This is a genomic window from Microbacterium sp. CGR1 (assembly GCF_001266755.1).
GTDB lineage: Bacteria > Actinomycetota > Actinomycetes > Actinomycetales > Microbacteriaceae > Microbacterium.
Window position 1 is genome coordinate 2,137,193 of sequence record NZ_CP012299.1, and the last position, 20,724, is coordinate 2,157,916.

18 protein-coding genes are annotated in these 20,724 nt (G+C 69.5%); 5 read left to right on the top strand and 13 right to left on the bottom strand.

Going from position 1 to position 20,724, the window contains the following annotated elements; genetic code table 11:
* Window position 1 precedes the first annotated feature (1 nt).
* Window positions 2–1,465 (bottom strand): PucR family transcriptional regulator, encoded by a 1,464-nt coding sequence (locus AKG07_RS10370; RefSeq protein ID WP_053097795.1) that lies wholly within the window; start codon window positions 1,463–1,465, stop codon window positions 2–4.
* A 174-nt stretch (window positions 1,466–1,639) separates the two neighbouring features.
* Between AKG07_RS10370 and AKG07_RS10375 the strand changes: the two genes are divergently transcribed.
* Both AKG07_RS10375 and AKG07_RS10380 read left to right on the top strand, forming a co-directional pair.
* Entirely contained in the window at window positions 1,640–3,124 is a 1,485-nt protein-coding gene (locus tag AKG07_RS10375) for a CoA-acylating methylmalonate-semialdehyde dehydrogenase (protein WP_053097796.1), read from the top strand.
* A 36-nt stretch (window positions 3,125–3,160) separates the two neighbouring features.
* The gene (locus tag AKG07_RS10380) at window positions 3,161–4,549 is read left to right on the top strand and encodes an aspartate aminotransferase family protein (RefSeq protein ID WP_053097797.1); all 1,389 of its coding nucleotides are present in this window, start codon (window positions 3,161–3,163) and stop codon (window positions 4,547–4,549) included.
* 34 nt (window positions 4,550–4,583) lie between these two features.
* Here the strand turns inward: AKG07_RS10380 and AKG07_RS10385 are convergent, their stop codons facing one another.
* Genes AKG07_RS10385 through AKG07_RS10405 form a run of 5 tightly spaced genes read right to left on the bottom strand, consistent with a single transcriptional unit; the run spans window position 4,584 to window position 9,619 of the window.
* Complete coding sequence (locus AKG07_RS10385) at window positions 4,584–5,312, bottom strand: FadR/GntR family transcriptional regulator (RefSeq protein ID WP_053097799.1); 729 nt, start codon at window positions 5,310–5,312, stop codon at window positions 4,584–4,586.
* Window positions 5,313–5,345: 33 nt separating this feature from the next.
* Window positions 5,346–6,125 carry a 3-oxoacyl-ACP reductase gene (locus AKG07_RS10390; protein WP_053097800.1) on the bottom strand — a complete coding sequence of 260 codons (780 nt, stop codon included), beginning with the start codon at window positions 6,123–6,125 and terminating at the stop codon, window positions 5,346–5,348.
* Window positions 6,126–6,172: 47 nt separating this feature from the next.
* A complete protein-coding gene (locus tag AKG07_RS10395; RefSeq protein WP_053097801.1) occupies window positions 6,173–7,534 on the bottom strand; it encodes an aldehyde dehydrogenase family protein in 1,362 nt (453 codons plus the stop codon).
* On the bottom strand, window positions 7,531–8,283 hold the full coding sequence (locus AKG07_RS10400) for a gamma-glutamyl-gamma-aminobutyrate hydrolase family protein (protein ID WP_053097803.1): 753 nt from the start codon (window positions 8,281–8,283) through the stop codon (window positions 7,531–7,533). Before AKG07_RS10400 ends, AKG07_RS10395 begins: the two co-directional genes overlap by 4 nt.
* Entirely contained in the window at window positions 8,264–9,619 is a 1,356-nt protein-coding gene (locus AKG07_RS10405; RefSeq protein WP_053097806.1) for a glutamine synthetase family protein, read from the bottom strand. The genes AKG07_RS10400 and AKG07_RS10405 overlap by 20 nt, the downstream gene beginning before the upstream one ends.
* Before the next feature lie 156 nt (window positions 9,620–9,775).
* Here AKG07_RS10405 and AKG07_RS10410 point away from each other — a divergent pair, with 156 nt between their 5' ends.
* Window positions 9,776–11,323 carry an amino acid permease gene (locus AKG07_RS10410; RefSeq protein ID WP_053097808.1) on the top strand — a complete coding sequence of 516 codons (1,548 nt, stop codon included), beginning with the start codon at window positions 9,776–9,778 and terminating at the stop codon, window positions 11,321–11,323.
* 21 nt (window positions 11,324–11,344) lie between these two features.
* Here the strand turns inward: AKG07_RS10410 and AKG07_RS10415 are convergent, their stop codons facing one another.
* Genes AKG07_RS10415 through AKG07_RS10425 form a run of 3 tightly spaced genes read right to left on the bottom strand, consistent with a single transcriptional unit; the run spans window position 11,345 to window position 12,338 of the window.
* Window positions 11,345–11,617: a metal-sensitive transcriptional regulator gene (locus AKG07_RS10415; protein ID WP_053097810.1), complete on the bottom strand. Its 273-nt coding sequence runs from the start codon at window positions 11,615–11,617 to the stop codon at window positions 11,345–11,347.
* Between the two features lie 29 nt (window positions 11,618–11,646).
* The gene (locus AKG07_RS10420; RefSeq protein ID WP_053097812.1) at window positions 11,647–12,060 is read right to left on the bottom strand and encodes a type II toxin-antitoxin system VapC family toxin; all 414 of its coding nucleotides are present in this window, start codon (window positions 12,058–12,060) and stop codon (window positions 11,647–11,649) included.
* A complete protein-coding gene (locus tag AKG07_RS10425; protein WP_053099257.1) occupies window positions 12,057–12,338 on the bottom strand; it encodes a type II toxin-antitoxin system prevent-host-death family antitoxin in 282 nt (93 codons plus the stop codon). Before AKG07_RS10425 ends, AKG07_RS10420 begins: the two co-directional genes overlap by 4 nt.
* 127 nt (window positions 12,339–12,465) lie before the next feature.
* On the opposite strand from AKG07_RS10425, the gene AKG07_RS10430 reads away from it, so the two are divergent.
* Both AKG07_RS10430 and cls read left to right on the top strand, forming a co-directional pair.
* Window positions 12,466–13,743: a DUF445 domain-containing protein gene (locus AKG07_RS10430; protein ID WP_053097814.1), complete on the top strand. Its 1,278-nt coding sequence runs from the start codon at window positions 12,466–12,468 to the stop codon at window positions 13,741–13,743.
* A gap of 141 nt (window positions 13,744–13,884) precedes the next feature.
* Window positions 13,885–15,345, top strand: a complete 1,461-nt coding sequence (gene cls / locus AKG07_RS10435) for a cardiolipin synthase (RefSeq protein WP_053097816.1) — start codon at window positions 13,885–13,887, stop codon at window positions 15,343–15,345.
* Window positions 15,346–15,367: 22 nt separating this feature from the next.
* Here cls and AKG07_RS10440 read toward each other — a convergent pair whose 3' ends face one another.
* Genes AKG07_RS10440 through hutH form a run of 4 tightly spaced genes read right to left on the bottom strand, consistent with a single transcriptional unit; the run spans window position 15,368 to window position 20,681 of the window.
* Window positions 15,368–16,273 carry an arginase family protein gene (locus tag AKG07_RS10440; RefSeq protein WP_053097818.1) on the bottom strand — a complete coding sequence of 302 codons (906 nt, stop codon included), beginning with the start codon at window positions 16,271–16,273 and terminating at the stop codon, window positions 15,368–15,370.
* Window positions 16,254–17,471: an imidazolonepropionase gene (gene hutI, locus AKG07_RS10445; RefSeq protein WP_053097820.1), complete on the bottom strand. Its 1,218-nt coding sequence runs from the start codon at window positions 17,469–17,471 to the stop codon at window positions 16,254–16,256. Before hutI ends, AKG07_RS10440 begins: the two co-directional genes overlap by 20 nt.
* Window positions 17,468–19,147 (bottom strand): urocanate hydratase, encoded by a 1,680-nt coding sequence (hutU, locus tag AKG07_RS10450; protein ID WP_053097822.1) that lies wholly within the window; start codon window positions 19,145–19,147, stop codon window positions 17,468–17,470. The genes hutI and hutU overlap by 4 nt, the downstream gene beginning before the upstream one ends.
* Complete coding sequence (gene hutH, locus AKG07_RS10455; protein ID WP_053097823.1) at window positions 19,140–20,681, bottom strand: histidine ammonia-lyase; 1,542 nt, start codon at window positions 20,679–20,681, stop codon at window positions 19,140–19,142. Before hutH ends, hutU begins: the two co-directional genes overlap by 8 nt.
* Between the last annotated feature and the right edge of the window lie 43 nt (window positions 20,682–20,724).

A 20,724-nucleotide genomic window follows, 5' to 3' on the forward strand; every position in this document is an offset into this window, starting at 1 on the left:
CTCAGTCGGTCACCGCGGTGCGCCGCCTCGCGAGGAGCGCGAGGTGGAGCGCCGCGATCGTCTCGCCGTCGTCGAGGTCGGCACCGAGCAGATCGCCGATCAGCGTGAGGCGCTGATAGAACACCGACCGCGACAGGTGACTCGCGGCCGCCGCCGCGGAGCGGTTGCCCGGGTGTGCGACGAGAGCCGCGAGCACCGCGAGCAGGTCGCCGCGACGCTCGCGGTCGTGACGGATCAGCGGCGCCAGCATCCGCTCGCTGTGCTCGTGCAGTCGGTGATCGTCGCGCAGCGTGGCGACGAGCCTCTCGAGCGGGCGATCGTCGACCCGCCGCACTCTGGCCCCCGCCTCGGCGCGGTCGCTGTCGGCGAGGTCGCGCGCGGCGCGCAGCGAGCCGAGCAGTCCGACGACGTCATCGGCGACCGGGCCGACGAACACCGCGCGGTCGGGACCGGCGATGCGCAGCACGACCTCGTCGGACAGCACTGCGGATGCCGGAAGCGAGAGCAGGGCGACGTCATCGCCCTCGACCCTGGCCGCCATGACGGCGAACCCCGCCTGCCGTGCGCGATACGCGAGCTCGCTGATCGACGCCGACCCTCGGGCGACGATCCCGTGGCACTGCCGGTCGGCGAGGGCGAAACCGCCGGCACGCAGCCGCGCGTCGATGTCGTCGGCCTTCGCGAAGCGCGCCCCCAGCAGATCATCGATCACCGTGCGCTGCGCGAGCAGCGACCATTCGGTGTCGCCGCCGTCGGCGATGCAGCCGAACGCGAGGGCCGTCGCCCCCTGTTCGAGCACCGTGACCCGCCCGGCGGGGTGAGCCGGTCCCGGCTGGGCGAGCAGCGTGCCCCAGCGCACTCCCCGCGCCTGCACCGGCACCCGCTCGGCGTCGCCACGCGAGCTCAGGACGTCGGCGATCGGAGAGTCGAGCCCCTCGGCCGCGATCACCTCACCCGCGAGGTTCTCCAGGATCACCGGTGCGCGCAGCGCCCGCGCGGTCTCGGACACCACGACATCGGCCGGCGCGCCCTGCAGGCTCAGCGCGGTGAAGAGCTCGTGCAGGTGCTGACGCTCGTGCAGCGCGTGCGTCTGCGCGGCGATGAGGGCATGATGCACCGCCTCGGTCACCGCGACGAACTTGACCTCTCGGGTCAACGCGATGAGCGCCAGTCCGACCGTCGCGCACAGGTCGACCAGCGGCTGGGGCACCGCCTCACGGGCTGTGCCGAGCTCGAACACGATGCCGGCGATGCCCGCGCGGTGCAGGCTGGTCGCGAAGTCCCGCAGCTGCTTGACGTCGCTCGGCCACCCGGCTCCCGTGGTCAGCAGCAACTCGCCGCCGTCGAGAAGCCGCGCGACGTCCGGGCTGTCGGAGACATGCACCCACCGCACGGCGACATCGAGAGCGGCGCCCCCCACGAGCACCGACGGGCCGCCCTGCTGCACGGCGGGCTCGGAGAGCACGTCGGATACGCTGAGAAACGTGCTGCCATCCGGACGTTCTGTCCGACCCAGCTCGATGTCACTACGTTCTGACACCTGTTCGCCCTCTCGTGCTCTGTGATCATGGGAGAGAACCCAGCGTATCGCTGCTCGGTCAGAGTGTTCGATACGGATCACGCAGCACGAAGGAGCCCCGTGGACATCGTCCGTCACCTCATCAATGGAGCAGAGACCGCCGACGCGGCGCGCACGGGACAGGTCTTCGACCCGGCCACCGGTCAGGTGTCGAAGCAGGTCGCCTTCGCGTCGACCGCCGAGGTCGACCAGGCCATCGCCGCCGCGGCATCCGCTCTGCCCGCCTGGCGCGAGACGAGCCTCATCAAGCGCGCCGACGTCTTCTTCCGCCTGCGTCAGCTGCTCAAGGAGCGCACACCCGAGCTCGCGGCGATCGTCACCTCGGAGCACGGCAAGGTGCTCTCGGACGCCGCCGGCGAGGTCTCGCGCGGCATCGAGAACGTCGAGTTCGCCGCCGGCCTCGTGCACCTGCTCAAGGGAGAGCGCAGCGAGCAGGTCTCGCGCGGCGTCGACGTGCACTCGGTCAAGCAGCCCGTCGGGGTCGTCGCGGCGATCACGCCGTTCAACTTCCCCGTCATGGTGCCGCTGTGGATGGTCGCCTCGGCGATCGCCTGCGGCAACACGGTCGTGCTCAAGCCGAGCGAGAAGGACCCGTCGGCGGCCATCTGGATCGCGAAGCTCTTCCAGGAGGCAGGACTGCCCGACGGCGTGCTCAATGTCGTGAACGGCGACAAGGAGGCCGTCGACGCGCTGCTCGAGTCGCCGCGGGTGAACGCGATCAGCTTCGTCGGATCAACCCCGATCGCCCGCTCCATCTACCAGCGGGCGGCGAACGCGGGCAAGCGCGTGCAGGCTCTGGGCGGCGCGAAGAACCACATGGTCGTGATGCCGGATGCCGACATCGACGCCGCGGCCGACGCGGCGGTCTCGGCCGCATACGGCTCGGCCGGCGAGCGCTGCATGGCCGTCTCGGTGCTGGTCGCGGTGGGAGACATCGCCGACGATCTGGTCGCAGCGATCGCCTCACGCATCGACGGACTCACGATCGGCGCGGGCACGGACGCCGCGAGCGAGATGGGCCCGCTCATCACCCGCGAGCACCGCGACCGCGTCGCGTCGTACGTGACCGGCGCCACCGCGGAGGGTGCGACCGTCGTGGTCGACGGCACGACGAAGGAGTTCGACTCCGACGGCTTCTTCATCGGGGTCAGCCTCATCGATCGGGTCGCTCCCGGCATGAACGTGTACGACGACGAGATCTTCGGCCCGGTGCTCTCGGTCGTGCGCGTCGAGACCTATGCCGAGGCCGTCGAGCTCGTCAACGCGAACGCGTACGGCAACGGCACCGCGATCTTCACCCGCGACGGCGGCACCGCCCGTCAGTACGAGTTCGACATCGAGGTCGGCATGGTCGGCGTCAACGTGCCGATCCCCGTGCCGATCGGCGCCTACTCGTTCGGCGGCTGGAAGGACTCGCTCTTCGGCGACTCGCACATCTACGGACCCGAGTCGGTGCACTTCTACACTCGGTCGAAGGTGGTCACGACGAGCTGGCCCGACCACACGCCCTCGCAGATCGACCTGGGCTTCCCGAGCAACCACTGAGCCCCCGAGCAGACACTGAGAACCGAGACACGAGACATGACGAACTTCATCGATCGCCACGGCGCATCGCATCCGCTCCCCGCCCCCGAGGCCGAGGCGCAGGTGCGGGCGGACGACCGCGGCCACGTCTTCCACTCCTGGAGCGCCCAGGGACTCATCGATCCGCTGCCCGTCGCCGCGGGTGAGGGCTCGACGTTCTGGGACTACGCCGGCAACGCCTACCTCGACTTCTCGAGCCAGCTGGTGAACCTCAACCTGGGGCACCAGCATCCCGACCTCGTGGCCGCGATCCAGCAGCAGGCGGGTCGCCTCTCGACCATCCAGCCGGCGATGGCCAACGACGTGCGGGGCGAGCTCGCCCGACTCATCGTCGAGGTCGCGCCCGAGGGCTTCGAGAAGGTCTTCTTCACCAACGGCGGCGCCGAGGCCAACGAGTACGCCGTGCGCATGGCGCGCCAGTCGACGGGCCGCCACAAGGTGCTGTCGATGTACCGCAGCTATCACGGGTCGACCTCGACGGCGATCGCGCTGACGGGTGATCCTCGCCGGTGGGCGAACGGCACACCGGATTCCGGAGCCGTGCGCTTCTTCGGGCCCTACCTCTACCGCTCGCCGTTCCACGCCGAGACGCCGGAGCAGGAGTCCGAGCGCGCCCTCGCCCACCTCGAGCAGACCATCCAGCTCGAAGGACCCTCGACGATCGCGGCGATCATCATCGAGACCGTCGTCGGCACGAACGGCGTGCTCGTGCCGCCGCCCGGCTACCTGCAGGGCGTGCGCGAGCTGTGCGACCGCTACGGCATCGTCTACATCGCGGACGAGGTCATGGTCGGCTTCGGCCGCCTCGGCGAGTGGTTCGGCATCGACGCGTACGACGGGCGTCCCGACCTGATCACCTTCGCGAAAGGCGTGAACTCCGGCTACGTGCCGCTCGGCGGCGTCGTCATCTCCGAGCGCATCGCGAAGGCCTTCGACACCACGCCGTTCGCCGGAGGGCTCACGTACTCCGGGCATCCGCTCGCGTGCGCCGCGGGCGTCGCGACCTTCGAGGTGTTCCGCCGCGACGGCATCCTCGAGCGGGTGCGCGACCTCGGCGAGCGCATCGTCGAGCCGACCCTGCGCGGCTGGGTCGACACCCACCCGAGCGTCGGAGAGGTGCGCGGCCGCGGGCTCTTCTGGGCCGTCGAGCTGGTGCGCGACAAGGAGACGCGTGAGCCGCTCGTGCCGTTCAACGCGAGCGGAGCGGATGCCGCGCCCGTCGCCGCCTTCGCCGCCGCCGCCAAGAAGGCGGGTGTCTGGCCGTTCACGCACTTCAACCGCATGCACGTGGCACCGCCGCTCGTGATCGGCGAGGACGATCTCGTGCGCGGTCTGGCCGTGCTCGACGAGGCTCTCGCCGTCGCCGACGAGGCAGCCACGAGCTGACAGTGCCGTGAGGCGCAGCCGCTGCTGCGCGGGTTCAGATCAGGAATCCGCGCAGCAGCGCTTCGGAACCGGCGAGGTGATCGCGCATCGCCGCCTCCGCGACGTCGGGCCGCCCGGCGAGGATCGCCGTCACGATCTGCTCATGCTGCTCACCCGAGTGCTGGATGTTGCGCGGCATCAGCGGGAACGTGTCGAGCCACGCATTGACGTCGGCCCGGTTCTCGGCGACCAGCGCGACGAGCGAGGGGATGCCGGCCGCCTCCGCGATCGCGAGGTGCAGCAGCGTGTCGAGACGCCGATACTCCTCGGGCCCGGCGGGCAGTGCGGCCTCATGTCGCGCCCACAGGTCGGCGCGGGTCGCGGCATCCAGCGCCCGGCTCGCCGCAGCCCGCACCGCTCCCGTCTCGAGCACCCGCCGCAGCCCCAGCACATCGTCGATCTCGTCCGCCGTGACCTCCCCGGCATCCGAGGGCTGGGGCAGCGGATCGGCGATGAACGTGCCGCCGTACCGCCCCCGCTTGGGCACCAGGTATCCGGTGTCGGCGAGTTCGCGGATCGCCTCGCGCACGGTGTCGCGACTGACGCCGAACGAGGCGGCGAGCTCTCGTTCCGGCGGCAGCGACTCCCCCGGGGCCACGACGCCGAGGCGGATGGTCTGCACGAGGCGAGCCACCGCATCCTCGAGGGCGTTGCCTCGGCGAAGCGGCCGGTAGACCGCCCGGCGCACCTCGACGAGATCGCCGTCGGAAGGGTGCTCGCTCATGCTTTCACCTTGTCACAGTGACATGGTCCCGCTTCACAGCGGGGTGACGTAGGCGTTCGTGATGCCGCCGTCGACCACGAAGGCGCTGGCGGTGATGAACGATGAGTCGTCCGAGGCGAGGAAGGCCACAGCGGCGGCCAGCTCGGACGGCTCGGCGAAGCGCCCCATCGGCACGTGCACGAGTCGTCGCTGCGCGCGCTCGGGATCCTTGGCGAACAGCTCCTGCAGCAGCGGCGTGTTCACCGGCCCGGGGCACAGCGCGTTCACCCGCACGCCCTGTCGCGCGAACTGCACGCCGAGCTCGCGCGACATCGCCAGCACGCCGCCCTTCGACGCGGTGTAGCTGATCTGCGAGGTCGCCGACCCCAGCAGGGCGACGAACGACGCGGTGTTGATGATCGATCCGCGACCCGCCGGCACCATGTGGCGCAGTGCCGCGCGGCTGCACAGGTACACGCTCTTCAGGTTCACGTCCTGCACGCGATCCCAGGCCGGCAGCTCGGTCGTCTCGATCGAGTCGTCGTCGGCGGGCGAGATGCCGGCGTTGTTGAAGGCGATGTCGATACGGCCGAACTCCGCGGCGACGCCGTCGAAGAGCGTGTTCACCATGGTCTCGTCGGCCACGTCGACGGGACGGAACGCACCGCCCACCTCGGCCGCCGCCTTCTCGCCCGTGGCGGGGTCGACGTCGGCGATGACGACGAACGCGCCTTCGGCCGCGAAGCGCTGAGCGGTGGCGAAGCCGATCCCGCTCGCCCCTCCGGTGATGATCGCGACGCGGTCCTTGAGGCGCTGGGTCAGATCGATGGTCATGTGTGCTCTCCGTTGCAGGTGGGGATGGTCGGGCCGGGTGTCGCTGGTCAGGATTCGTCTGTCGCGAAGAAGACGTTCTTGGTCTCGGTGAAGTGCTCGGCGGCGTCGGGACCGAGCTCGCGCCCGAGTCCGGATGCCTTCATGCCGCCGAACGGCGTCGCGTAGCGCACCGACGAGTGCGAGTTCACCGAGAGCACGCCGCTCTGCACGCCGCGCGAGACGCGCACGGCCCGACCGAGGCTCTCGGTCCAGATCGACCCGGCGAGACCGTAGGCGGTGTCGTTCGCCAGGCGGATCGCATCGGCCTCGTCCTCAAACGGCATCACCGCGACGACCGGGCCGAACACCTCCTGCTGGGCGATCCGGTCGGACGGGTCGGCGAGCACCACGGCGGGCGCGAACCAGAATCCGTCGCCGCTCGGAGCGCTGCCGCGGAACGCGATGTTCGCGTCGTCGAGGAACCCCGACACGGTGTCGCGATGCGCGGCAGAGATGAGCGGCCCCATGTCGGTGTCGGCACTCGACGGGTCGCCCACACGCCACGCCCTGACCGCGGGTTCGAGCATCTCGAGGAACCGGTCGTACACCGATCGCTGCACGAGCAGCCGGCTGCGGGCGCAGCAGTCCTGGCCCGCGTTGTCGAACACCGAGCCGGGCACCGCGGCGACGGCCTTCTCGAGGTCGGCGTCGGCGAAGACGATGTTGGCGCTCTTGCCGCCGAGCTCGAGCGTCACGGGCTTGAGCGCGCGAGCGCATCCGGCGGCGACCTCGATGCCGACCTCGGTCGACCCGGTGAACACGACCTTGCGGACGTCGGGGTGCTCGACGAGACGCTGCCCCACCACGGATCCCGACCCGGTGACCACCTCGAACAGCCCTTCGGGAAGGCCCGCCTCGAGGGCGAGCTCGCCGAGTCGGATGGCTGTCAACGGCGTGAGTTCGGCGGGCTTCAGGACGACGGCGTTGCCTGCGGCGAGCGCCGGCGCGAACGCCCACGCCGCGATCGTCATCGGGAAGTTCCACGGCACGATGACTCCGACCACGCCGTAGGGGTCGTGGAAGGTGACGTCGAGTCCGCCGGCCACCGGGATCTGCCGACCCGACAGTCGCTCGGGATCGGCCGAGTAGTAGTTGAGCACCTGCGCGACGTGTCCGGCCTCCCAGCGGGCCGAGCCGATCGGATGCCCGGAGTTCCGCACCTCGAGCTGTGCGAGCTCCTCCGTGGCGGCCTCGACCGCACGAGCGAAGGACCGCAGCGCGTCAGCCCGCGCGACCGGGGCGAGAGCCGCCCACCGTCGCTGCGCTGCGACCGCGCGGGCGATCGCGGCATCCGTCTCTCCGATGTCAGCGCGCGCGATCTCGCGGATCGCGGCACCGGTCGACGGGTTGATGACTGTGAACGCGCTCATCGGGCGTCCTCCTTCCGCCCTGCGGCGAACGCACGGGCCTGTGAGACGAGATCGGTGAAGAGCCGCCGATCCTCGGCGTTCTCCTCGGGGTGCCATTGGACGCCGACGATGTGGCCGGCTGACGTGTCGACGAAGGCCTGCACGAGGCCGTCGTCCGAATGCGCGGCGGCGACGAGCCCCTCGCCGAGACGGTCGACCCCCTGGTGGTGGTAGCTGTGCACCCGCATCTCGGTCTCGCCGATGATGTCGGCGAGAGGGGTGTCGGTCGACACCGCGACGTCGTTCTCGGCGAAGACACCGCCGCCGATGCGGTACTTCTCGGTGCCGAGCGACTCGGGCAGGTGCTGCTGCAGGGTTCCGCCGCGGGCGACGTTGACGAGCTGCAGACCGCGGCAGATGGCGAGCACCGGGATGCCACGACGCTCGGCCGCCTGGAAGAGCGCGAGCTCCCACGCGTCGCGGTCGACCCTCGCGGGGTCGGTGAGCGGATGCCGGTCCTCGCCGTAGAGCTCGGGGGCGACGTCCGCGCCACCCGAGAGCACGAGTCCGTCCATCCCTGAGATCGCCGCGTCCGCGGCATCCGGATCCTGGGGCGGGAGAAGAAGGGCGATGCCGCCGGAGGAGGTCACGCTTGTGAGGTACTGCTCCGGCAGGAACGCGGCCCTGACATCCCACACCCCCTGCTGCGCGCGCTCGAGATAGGTCGTGACGCCGATCAGCGGCGCGGTGTCAGAGGCGCTCGAAGCCACGGATGCGCTCCCAGTCGGTGACGGCCGCGTCGTAGGCTTCCACCTCGATGCGGGCCTGGTTCAGATAGTGCTCGACCACGTCGTCGCCGAACGCCGCCCGCGCGATGGTCGATTCGCTGAACAGCTTCGCCGCCTCGCGCAGGGTGGTCGGCAGGTGGTCGACCGCATCCTCGTAGGCGTTGCCGGTGAAGCGCTCGGGCAGCGGCAGTTCGTTCTCGATGCCGTGCAGACCGCCCGCGATGATCGCCGAGATCGCGAGGTACGGGTTCACATCTCCGCCGGGCACCCGGTTCTCGACCCGCAGCCCCGATCCATGGCCGACTACCCGCAGAGCGCAGGTGCGGTTGTCGATGCCCCATGCCACACCGGTCGGCGCGAAGCTGCCCTTCGCGAAACGCTTATACGAGTTGATGTTGGGCGCGAGCAGCAGGGTGAATTCGCGCAGAGTGGCGAGGATGCCGGCGATCCAGTGCTCCATGACGGGACTGAAGCCGTGCTCTCCGTCGCCCGCCATGACCGGGGCACCCGACTCGTCGCGGAGCGACAGGTGGATGTGACAGCTGTTGCCCTCCCGCTCGTTGAACTTGGCCATGAACGTGAGCGCCTTGCCGTGCTGCTCGGCGATCTCCTTCGCGCCGTTCTTGTAGATCGCGTGCTGGTCGGCGGTCTCCCGCACCTCCGCATACCGGAACGCGATCTCCTGCTGACCGAAGTTGCACTCGCCCTTCACGCCCTCGCAGTACAGGCCCGCGCCGTCCATGCTGTTGCGGATGTCACGCAGCAGCGGCTCCATGCGGGTCGAGGCGAGCAGGTTGTAGTCGACGTTGTAGTCGGTCGCGGGTGTCAGCCCGTCGTACTTGCGCGCCCAGGCGTCGCGGTAGGTGTTGTCGAAGACGATGAACTCGAGCTCGGTGCCCGAGTACGCGGTCCAGCCCCGCTCGGCGAGGCGGTCGCGCTGGCGATCGAGGATCGCCCGGGGCGAGGGCCCGACGGGTTCGCCGTTCTGCCACACGAGATCGGACATGACCAGCGCGGTGCCCTCGAGCCACGGGATGTTGCGCAGGGTCTCGACGTCGGGCTTCAGCACCATGTCTCCGTAGCCGCGGTCCCACCCCGACATCGCATAGCCGTCGACGGTGTTCATGTCGACGTCGACCGACAGCAGGTAGTCGCAGGCCTCGGCCCCGTGAGCCAGGATGTCCTCCTGGAACAGCCGCGCCGACACGCGTTTGCCGACCAGTCGCCCCTGCGCATCCGCGAAGGCCACGATCACCGTGTCGATCTCACCGGCGGCGATGCCGGCATCCAGCTGTTCGATGCTCAGGTTGCCCGACATCTGACGCTCCGTTCTCGTGCGGTGAAGCGATCGGCCGACCGGCTTCGCCCTCAGAGTAGATCAACTCGTCGTCTAAAGGTAGACGAAACCACCATTGACTGTCACAATCATCCGCAAGGTGCACCCGGCGCCTGCACGCATGCGAACGGAGAGCGGATGTCCCAGCAGAGCAATGAATCCCGCAAGGTCGCCGGAGCGACCTATACACGTGCCGGGAGTGACTACTTCGAGAAACGGACGCTGAAGAGGTCCGCCGGCGTCTGGGGCCTGTGGGGTCTGGCGGTCGCCGCGGTGATCTCGGGCGACTTCTCCGGCTGGAACTTCGGCATCGACTTCGCGGGTTTCGGCGGGATGCTCATCGCGTTCGCCATCCTCGTGGCGATGTACTACGGCATGATCTTCGCGATCGGCGAGATGGCGGCCGCGATGCCGCATACCGGCGGCGCGTACTCCTTCGCCCGCTCGGCGATGGGTCCGTGGGGCGGTCTCGTCACCGGAGCCGCCGAGACCATCGAGTACGTCGCGACCACGGCGGTGATCGTCTACTTCTCGGCGTCGTATGCCAACGGCATCACGAGCGAGCTGCTCGGCCTCGAACTGCCGGGCTGGGTCTGGTATCTCATCCTCTACGTCGTCTTCATCGCCCTGAACTCCGCGGGCGCCGCCATCTCGTTCCGCTTCGCGATCGTCGTCTCCGTGATCTCCATCGGCATCATCCTGGTGTTCTCCGCCATGGCGATCTTCTCCGGCGCGTTCTCGTGGGATGCCCTGTGGGACATCGTCCCCGACGAGGGCCAGACCGCGTTCCTTCCGCACGGCGTCCTGCCGATCCTGTTCGCGCTGCCGTTCGCGATGTGGTTCTTCCTCGGCATCGAGGAGCTCCCGCTCGCGGCCGAGGAGTCGCACAACCCGACCCGCGACATCCCGAAGGCAGGATTCTGGGCCCGCGGCACCCTGATCGTCACCGGACTCCTGGTGCTGTTCCTGAACACCGGCGTGATCGGCGCCGAGGCCACCGGCACCGCCGGTGAGCCGCTGCTCGACGGCTTCCGCGCGATCGTCGGCGACCAGCTCGCCGCCGTGCTCGCGCTGTTCGCCCTCATCGGCCTGCTCGCGTCGCTGCAGGGAATCATGTTCGCCTACGGACGCAACATGTACTCACTGTCCCGCGCCGGCTACTACCCCCGCTTCCTCTCGCTCACCGGAAAGCGGCAGACCCCGTGGGTCGCGCTCACTGTCGGCGCGGCGGTCGGCTTCGTCGCGCTGATCGTGCTCGACGTGCTCACGGCCGTCGACTCGGAGGGTGCCGGAACGGTCGCCGGCGCGATCGTGCTGAACATCGCCGTCTGGGGAGCCGTCGTCGCCTATGGGCTGCAGCTCGTGTCGTTCATCATCCTGCGCAAGAAGTTCCCCAACGTCGACCGTCCGTACGTCAGCCCGTGGGGCATCCCCGGCGCGGTGATCGCCCTGGTGATCGCGGCACTGATCTTCGTGGGCTTCCTGCTCAACCCGACGTTCGGCCCGGCGATCATCGCGATCGCGATCGTCTACGCGATCATCCTGCTCGGATTCGGCTTGTTCTTCCGACACCGCCTCGTGCTCTCGCCCGAAGAGGAGTACGCGCTGTCAGGCGGTTCGCACGGCGACCCGCAGGCCGAGGGCTACGACGCCATGGAGGGCGAGGTGTTCGGCGGCGGACGCTGACCGGGGCGGAGGAGCGCGGCGCTACTTGCGGTCGAAGTCGAACGCCTTGAGCAGCTCGTCGACGGCCTTGTCGCGCTCCTCCCCGCCCTCGTCGAACATGTGGGTCACGTGCGTGCGCAGATGGTTCTCGAGCAGCAGGCGGTTGAGGGACTCGAGCGAACGCTGGATCGCGCGGGACTGCGTGATGATGTCCATGCAGTACTCCTCGCTCTCGATCATCCGCGCGACTCCGCGCATCTGACCCTCGAGGATGCTGGTGCGGTGCAGCGCACGCTTCTTGATGTCTTCGATCACGATTCGAGGGTACTCGGATCCTGCCTCGGTCAGCCCGAGAACGGGTTGAGGACAGCGAGTCCCGGGATGTCGAAGTCTCTCTCGTTGCGGGTGACCAGCGTCAGTCCGTGGTGCAGCGCGGTGGCCGCGATGAGCGAGTCGCCGAGCGGACGCCGGTTCGGCACTTGGATGGCTGCGGTGATCTGAGCGATCGCCTGCGTCACCTCGAGAGCGGGGTGCACCAGTCCGCTTCTGACCGAATCCAGCCACCGTTCCAGAGACGCGGCGGCGACGGCATCCCGTCTCCGCGCCAGGAGGACGCCGCGCTCGAGTTCGAGCCCGGTGATCACGCTGATGTGAATGGACTCCCGAGCCGTCGCGCCGAACCACCGCGCCACGCCGAGGTCGGGCCTGGGCCGACGGATCTCCGAGATCACCTTCGTGTCGACCAGGAACGGTGTCACAGGTCGATCTCTCGTCCGAAGTCACGCGATCTGTCGGCGGCGATCTCGTCCATGATCTGACCGAAGACGTCATCGGGATCCGCCCCCTCAGGGAGGGGCCGGACGACGTCCAGGAAGGATCGCGTGTCCTCCGTCAGAGCGGCGGGCCGGAGGCGTTCGTACTCTCCGATGCTCAGCAGTACGTAGGCGGGCTCGCCACGTCTCGTGATCATCACGGGCTGCCCGTCGGCGACGCGCTGAGCGCGCGCGACGGACTGGTTGAACTCTCGAGCGGTCATGGTGAACACGATGGACCCCCTTTCGGACTGTAGTGAGAGTACTACACAGCGTGGACTCGGTGAAGGGCGAACGGACCGGACGCTGCAAGCCGACCTCAGCGAGGACTCCCCGTGAAAGGATGACGTCATGCCGCGAACCCCGATGGCGCTCCTGTCGCCCGCAGACCAGGTACGACTTCGCGCTCTTCGCCGCATGAAGGCGGTGGCTCTCGGCGCCCTGATCTTCATGGCCGTCGTGTTCGTGATCGCGTTCGCCTTCCAGGAGCGACAGCCGTGGTTGGCCTACGTCCGCGCCGCCGCCGAGGGCGGCATGGTGGGTGCTCTCGCCGACTGGTTCGCCGTGACCGCGCTCTTCCGTCGGCCGCTGGGGCTGCCCATTCCGCACACCGCGATCATCCCGAACCGCAAAGACGAGATCGGCCGCACGCTGGGCGAGTTCGTCGAGACGAACTTCCTCGAGGCGAGCGTCGTGCGCACCAAGCTCGCGAGCACGGCGATCGCGAAGCGCGCCGGTGAATGGCTGCGTGAGCCTGCCCACGCCGAACGCGTGGCGGCCGAGGGGGCGACGATCGCGACCGCCGTCCTGAACGCTCTCAGCGACGACGACGTGCGCGACCTCATCACCGACCTCGCCCGCGAGCACCTCGTCTCTCCCGAGTGGGGACCGCCCGCCGGCGCCTGGCTCGAGAAGATCGTCGAGGCCGATGCGCACCACGGGGCGGTCGACCTCGCCGCCGACAGCATCGGCCGCTGGCTGGATGCGAACGCCGAGTCGTTCTCGGGACTCATCTCGCGCAGGCTCCCCGGGTGGGTCCCGAAGCTCGCCCACCGATTCGTCGACGACACCGCCTACAACGAGGCGGTCAAGTTCGTCCGCGCCGTGCAGGCCGACCCGAAGCATCCGGCACGCATCGCCGTCGACGGCTATCTCGCCCGCCTCGCCGACAGCCTGCAGAACGACCCCGCGACGAGGGCCAAGCTCGAGAACGCCAAGGCATCGCTGTTCGACAGCCCCCGCGTGGGCGCCCTCGCCGCCGAGGCCTGGGACACGGCGAAGAACGGACTGCTCACCGCCCTCGCCGACCCCGAGAGCGGTCTGCGTGTGCGGGCAGCACAGGCTCTGCAGGAGATCGGCGACAGGCTCACGACGGATGCCGCGCTGCAGCACCGCGTCGACACGTGGGTGTCGGATGCCGCGGTGTTCCTCGTCGACCGCTACCGCCACGACATCGCGTCGATCATCACCGACACCGTCGAGCGCTGGGACCCGGTCGAGACGACCGAGAAGATCGAGCTCATGGTCGGCCGCGACCTGCAGTACATCCGTCTGAACGGCACGTTCGTCGGCGCGCTCGCGGGCCTGGCGATCTTCACGATCGCGCACCTGCTGATCCCCGGGGTCTGAGCACTGAGCAGGGTTGACGGCATCGCACCCTCCGGGTGAGGGCCTGTGGAGGGGCGGCCGCGCCACTGCTAGCGTGCACCTCACTCGCGCAGGTCGCACGGGAACCCCTCTGGCATGCCGGCATCCCTCGAAGGAGGAGTCATGGACTCGCTGCTCTCCGCGAACCTGGTCTGGTCGGTGCTCGCGATCGCGGCGTTCTGCATCAACGTGCTCGCACTGATCTACATCCCGCGCGATCGCAAGCCCACCGCGGCGATGGCCTGGCTGCTGCTCGTGTTCCTGCTTCCTTTCATCGGCATCGCGCTCTACCTGCTGATCGGAGACTTCCGGCTGCCGAAGAAGCGCCGTGACGAGCAGCAGCGCATCACGGCGATGATCGCCGAGCGCGCCCTCGACCTTCCGGATGCCGAGGCTCCGCGGTGGCTGCAGCGTGTCGCGCAGCAGAATCACGCCCTCACCGGCCTGCCGATGGTCGGTGGCTCGTCGGCGCAGCTGATCGACGACTACCAGGCATCGATCGACGCGATGGCCGCAGCCATCGACTCCGCCGAGCGATACGTGCACGTGGAGTTCTACATCGCGGCGCGCGACGAGACGACCCGGGGCTTCTTCGACGCGATGGAGAGGGCCGTCGCCCGCGGGGTGACGGTGCGCCTGCTGGCCGACTACATCGCCTCGCGCAAGATCCCGAAGTCGGAGGAGACCTTCGCGGAGCTCGACAGGGTCGGCGTGACGTGGGCATGGATGCTGCCGGTTCGCCCGCTCAAGGGCGAGTACCAGCGCCCCGATCTGCGCAACCACCGCAAACTCGTCGTCGTCGACGGCCACGTCGGTTTCGTCGGCTCGCAGAATCTCATCTCCCGCGACTACAACTCGGAGAAGAACATCAGACGCGGCCTCATGTGGCAGGAGCTGGTGTCCCGCGTCGACGGACCGGTCGTCGCCCAGGTCGATGCGGTGTTCCTGTCGGACTGGCTCATCGAGACCGGCGAGGACCTGTCCGCGGTCGAACGCGTACCGGCCACCGCCGTTCCCGCACCTCCACCCGCCGATCTGCACTGCCAGATGGTGCCGAGCGGGCCGGCATACGGCACCGAGAACAACCTGCGGATGTTCCTCTCGCTCATCCACGGCGCGACCGAGAAGGTCATCCTGACGAGCCCGTACTTCGTGCCCGACGAGGCGATGATCTATGCCATCACCACGGCATGCCAGCGCGGACTCGACGTGCAGCTGTTCGTATCGGAGCTCGGCGACCAGGCGATGGTCTATCACGCACAGCGGTCGTACTACGAGACGCTGCTGCGAGCCGGAGTGCGCATCTTCCTCTACCCCGCGCCGTACATCCTGCACGCCAAGCACTTCTCGATCGACGACGACATCGCCGTGATCGGCTCGAGCAACATGGACATCCGCTCCTTCAGCCTCAACTCCGAGATGTCGCTGCTGGTGCGGGGCGGGTCCTTCGTCGCGCAGATGCGCCAGGTCGAGCAGAAGTACCGCGCCGCCGGGCGGGAGCTGACACTCGACGAATGGCTGCGCGAGCCTGCGAAGTCGACCTTCCTCGACGGCCTGTTCCGGCTGACATCGGCGCTGAACTGAGTGGCGCTCTCCCGACGCCGTGTCAGCGGGACGCGAGCGCCGCGAGCATCTCGAGCACGCACAGCGCGGCGAGCCTCACCGTGCGCAGGTCGTCGGTGTCAGCGGTCGCATCGACCTCGGCGATGTCGGCGCTGACCACACGCGGGTCGCCGACGATCGCGCGCACGAGGTGGCGCAGCTCCCACGCGGCGAAGCCGCCGGGAACGGATGCCGGGCAGCCCGGCGCCGCGGAACGGTCGGCCGCGTCGACGTCGACGTCGAGGTGGATGCGGGCGGCGGCACCCGCTCCGGCGATGCGCGTCGCCTCCGCGACGACGTCCTCGATGCCCCGGCGGCGAACCTCGTCGAGGGTGATCACGCGGATTCCCCACCCGGCAGCACGCGCCGCGTAGGCGGCGGAGTTCGCGAAGTCCGCGATGCCGATCTGGACGATCCTCGTCGGGTCGATCCTCTCGCCGTCGGGCGCGTCTTCGATCAGCCGACGGACGGGCGATCCGTTCGAGATGCCGTCACGCAGATCGAAGTGCGCGTCGATGGTGATGAGTCCGGTGGCCCCGGCACCGCGCGCGACCGGATAGGTCAGGGCGTTGTCGCCCCCGAGTGCGATGACGAGACGGGTGGCGTCAGCGAGCTCGCGCACGCGCCGGACGGTGGTCGCGATGCCGTCCTCGCCGTCCGGCTCGTCGACGTCCCCGGCATCGAGCACGCGGAGTGCCGCCCCGAGATCGACCACGGGCGGCCCCATGAGCGTCGCGCTGTACCGGGTGAGCGCCTCGCGGATCGCGGCGGGCGTCGCGTGTGCTCCGGTCGGTGACAGCGAGGTGCGCCAGGTCGGCACGCCGAGCAGCACGGCATCCGCGTCATCCCCTGTCTCGAACCCGGGCCAGGAGCCCGCGCGCGGCCAGAGCTCATCGTGCGACAGTGCCATGATTCGTCCCCTCTGCCGTTCCGGATGCTGCGAAGACCCCGACGCCGTCCTTCCACACCCGCTCGACGAGCGGGACTCCGGGTCGGTAGGCGAGATGGATGCGGGTCGGCGCCGACAGCAGCACGAGGTCCGCCCGCGCGCCCGGCGTGATCACGCCGACATCGTCGCGGCGCAGCGCCAGAGCGCCCCCGGCGGTCGCCGCCCACACCGCCTCGGCGGGGGTCAGGCCCATGTCGCGCACCGCGAGCGCGATGCAGAACGGCATCGACGACGTGAAGCTCGATCCCGGATTGGTGTCGCAGGCGATCGCCACGGTCACGCCCGCGTCGATGAGTCGTCGCGCGTCGGGATACGGCTGGCGCGTCGAGAACTCCACCCCGGGGAGCAGCGTGAGCACCGTGTCGGATGCTGCCAGCGCCTCGATGTCGGAGTCGGTCAGGTAGGTGCCGTGGTCGACGGATGCCGCGCCGAGGTCGACGGCGAGGCGTACTCCCTCACCCGGGCCGAGCTGACTCGCGTGCACTCGGGGAACGAGCCCCTGTGCGATGCCCGCCTCGAGCACCCTTCGCGACTGCTCGACCGAGAACGCACCCGTCTCACAGAACACGTCGATCCACTTCGCATGCGGAGCGCACGCGTCGAGCATCGGCCCTGTCACCAGGTCGACGTACTCGTCCGCGCGGTCGGCGTACTCCACCGGCACCACGTGCGCTCCGAGGAAGGTGACCTCGGGCGTGACTTCCGCCGCGAGGCGCACCAGGCGCTCCTCGTCTCGCACGCTCAGGCCATAGCCGCTCTTGATCTCGACCGTCGTGGTGCCCTGGGCGAGCATCTCGTCGACGAATCCCCGCAGACGCGCGCGCAGCTCGTCGTCGCTCGCCGCTCGTGTCGCGACCACGGTCGAGCGGATGCCGCCGGCGGCGTATCGCTGCCCCGCCATCCGGGCCTCGAACTCCGCGGCGCGGTCGCCTCCGAAGACCAGGTGGCTGTGGCTGTCGACGAAACCGGGGATGACGGCGCGACCCGCCGCGTCGAGGACGACGTCGGCCTCCGGCGCATCCGCGGCGGATCCGACCCATGCGATCCGCTCGCCGTCGATGAGCACGGCCGCGTCGACGAGCGTGCCGAAGCGGTCGCCTGCGGGCGAGGCGACGTTGGTCGTCAGCTCGGCGATGTTCGTGATCAGCGAGGCGCTCACAGCATCGGCACCTTGAGTCCGCGTTCACGGGCGATGTCCCGAGCGTGCTCGTATCCGGCGTCGACATGGCGCATGACACCCGTGCCCGGATCGTTGGTGAGCACGCGTTCGAGCTTCTCGGCGGCGAGCGCCGATCCGTCGGCGACGGTCACCTGCCCTGCATGGATCGAGCGCCCGATGCCGACTCCGCCGCCATGGTGCAGCGACACCCACGATGCACCGGATGCCGTGTTGAGCAGCGCGTTCAGCAGGGGCCAGTCGGCGATCGCATCCGAGCCGTCCTTCATGGCCTCCGTCTCACGATACGGCGACGCCACGGAGCCGGAGTCGAGGTGGTCGCGGCCGATCACGATCGGCGCGGCCAGCTCCCCCGAGGCCACCATCTCGTTGAACTTGAGGCCGGCGAGGTGGCGCTCCTTGTATCCGAGCCAGCAGATGCGCGCGGGCAGGCCCTCGAAGTGCACCTTCTCGCCGGCCTTCTCGAGCCAGCGGTGGAGAGCCTTGTCTTCGGGGAACAGCTCGGCGATCGCACGGTCGGTCTTGTAGATGTCCTCGGGGTCGCCCGAGAGCGCCGCCCAGCGGAAGGGTCCGCGACCCTCTTCGAACTGCGGTCGGATGTACGCCGGCACGAAGCCCGGGAACTCGAAGGCGCGATCGAATCCGCCGAGCTGCGCCTCGGCCCGGATCGAGTTGCCGTAGTCGAAGACCGCGGCCCCGGCATCCTGGAACGCGACCATGGCCGCGACATGCTGAGCCATCGACTCGCGCGAGCGGCGGGTGAACTCCTCCGCATCCCGCTCGGCCTCAGACTTCCAGTCGGCGACGGCCATGCCGACCGGCAGGTAGGCGAGCGGGTCGTGCGCGCTGGTCTGATCGGTGACGATGTCGATCGGCACCCCGCGACGCAGCAGCTCGGGGAAGACCTCGGCCGCGTTGCCGACCACGCCCACCGAGAGCGCTTCGCCCGCATCCTTCGCCGCCACGACCCGCGCGATCGCCGCATCGAGATCGGTGGTGTACTCGTCGAGGTAGCCGTGCTGCACACGACGGGCGAGACGCGATTCGTCGACGTCGACGATCAGCACGGCGCCGTCGTTGAGCGTCACCGCGAGCGGCTGAGCGCCGCCCATGCCGCCCGCACCGCCGGTCAGCGTCAGCGTTCCCTTGAGCGAGTCCTTGCCCAGCGAGCGGGCGACCGCGGAGAACGTCTCGTACGTGCCCTGCAGAATGCCCTGGGTGCCGATGTAGATCCACGACCCCGCGGTCATCTGGCCGTACATGATCAGACCGAGCTCTTCGAGCTTGCGGAACTCGGGCCAGTTGGCCCAGTCGCCCACGAGGTTCGAGTTGGCGATCAGCACGCGCGGCGCCCACTCGTGCGTGCGGAAGACGCCGACCGGCTTGCCCGACTGCACGAGCAGCGTCTCGTCCGGCTCGAGCTCATCGAGCGTGCGGACGATCGCGTCGTACGCCTCCCAGCTGCGCGCCGCCTTGCCCGTGCCCCCGTAGACGACGAGGTCTTCGGGGTGCTCGGCGACCTCGGCGTCGAGGTTGTTCATCAGCATCCGCTTCGCCGCCTCCGCACCCCAGCTCTTGGCGGTGCGCTGGTTGCCACGGGCGGCGCGAACCGTGCGCGGCCCGGTGGTCGGAGTCGTATCCGTCGTGATGTCAGTCATTCGCGTGCTCCTTTGCGATGCGGGCGATGGCGCCGGACTGCACGAGTGCGGTCACGGCCTCCATGTCGGGTGAGAGGAATCGGTCGGGCCCGGGGCCCGCGGCGACCGTGCGCACCAGGTCGCGCACCGCTCCGGTCGCGGGGCCGGCCTGCAGCGGAGCGCGCAGATCCAGCGCACGGGCACCGGTGAGCACCTCGATCGCGATGACACGGCCGAGGCCGTCGATCGCACGGCGCAGCTTGCGAGCAGCAGCCCACCCCATCGAGACGTGGTCCTCCTGCATCGCCGAGGACGGGATGGAATCGACGGATGCCGGAACGGCGAGCCGCTTGAGCTCCGAGACGATTCCAGCCGCCGCGTACTGCGCGATCATCAGCCCCGAGTCGACACCGACCTCGTCGGCGAGGAAGGGCGGCAGCCCGTGGTTGCGTGCCGGATCGAGCGCGCGGTCGGTGCGGCGCTCGGAGATGGAGGCCACGTCGGCGACCGAGATGGCCAGGAAGTCCAGCACCGCTGCGACCGGTGCACCGTGGAAGTTGCCGTTCGACTCGATGCGCCCATCGACCGTGATCACCGGGTTGTCGATGACGCTGGCGAGCTCGCGCTCGGCGATGGTCGATGCGTAGCCCATCGTGTCGCGCGCGGTGCCGTGGACCTGCGGCGAACAACGCAGTGAGTACGCGTCCTGCACCCGGCCGTCTTCGGGGCCCTTGTGGCTGTGCACGATCGGCGAATCGTGCAGGAAAGCCCGCAGGTTCGCCGCCGACTCGGCCTGGCCGGACTGCGGTCGCAGCGCCATGAGGTCGGCCGCGAAGACGGCATCCGTGCCGAGCTGCGACTCGACCGACATCGCCGCCGCCATGTCGGCCGTCACGAGCAGCGTCTCGAGGTCGTGCAGCGCCAGCACGAGCATGCCGAGCATGCCGTCGGTGCCGTTGATGAGCGCGAGGCCCTCCTTCTCGACGAGAGTGAGGGGATGGATGCCGGCTGCGGCCAGCGCGTCGGATGCCGGGATGAGCGTGCCCTCGGCGTCACGCACATCGCCCTCTCCCATCGCCGCGAGTGCGATGTGCGCGAGTGGGGCGAGGTCGCCGGAACACCCCAGCGATCCGTATTCGCGCACGATCGGGGTGATGCCCGCGTTCAGCAGAGCAGCGTAGGTCTCGACCACGACGGGGCGAACACCCGTCCGGCCGGAGGAGAGCGTCTGAAGGCGCAGCAGCTGCAGGCCGCGGACGACCTCGCGTTCGACCTCGGCGCCGGTGCCAGCCGCGTGCGAGCGGATGAGACTCGCCTGCAGCTGAAGGCGGCGGTCGGGGGCGATGAACGTCGTCGCGAGCGCGCCGAAACCCGTCGAGACGCCGTAGTGCGGGTGCGGATCCGCCGCGAGTCCGTCGATCACGCGCCGCGTCTCCGCGACCCGGTCGAGAGCGGCGGAGCTGATCGTGACGCTCGCGCCATGGCGCGCCACCGCGACGACGTCGGCGGGGCTCAGGGGTGCATCGCCGATGAGGACGGCGGGAAGATCGGTCATGTCTCGATTCCACACCCGACGGATCGCGCGTGGCAGGCGATCG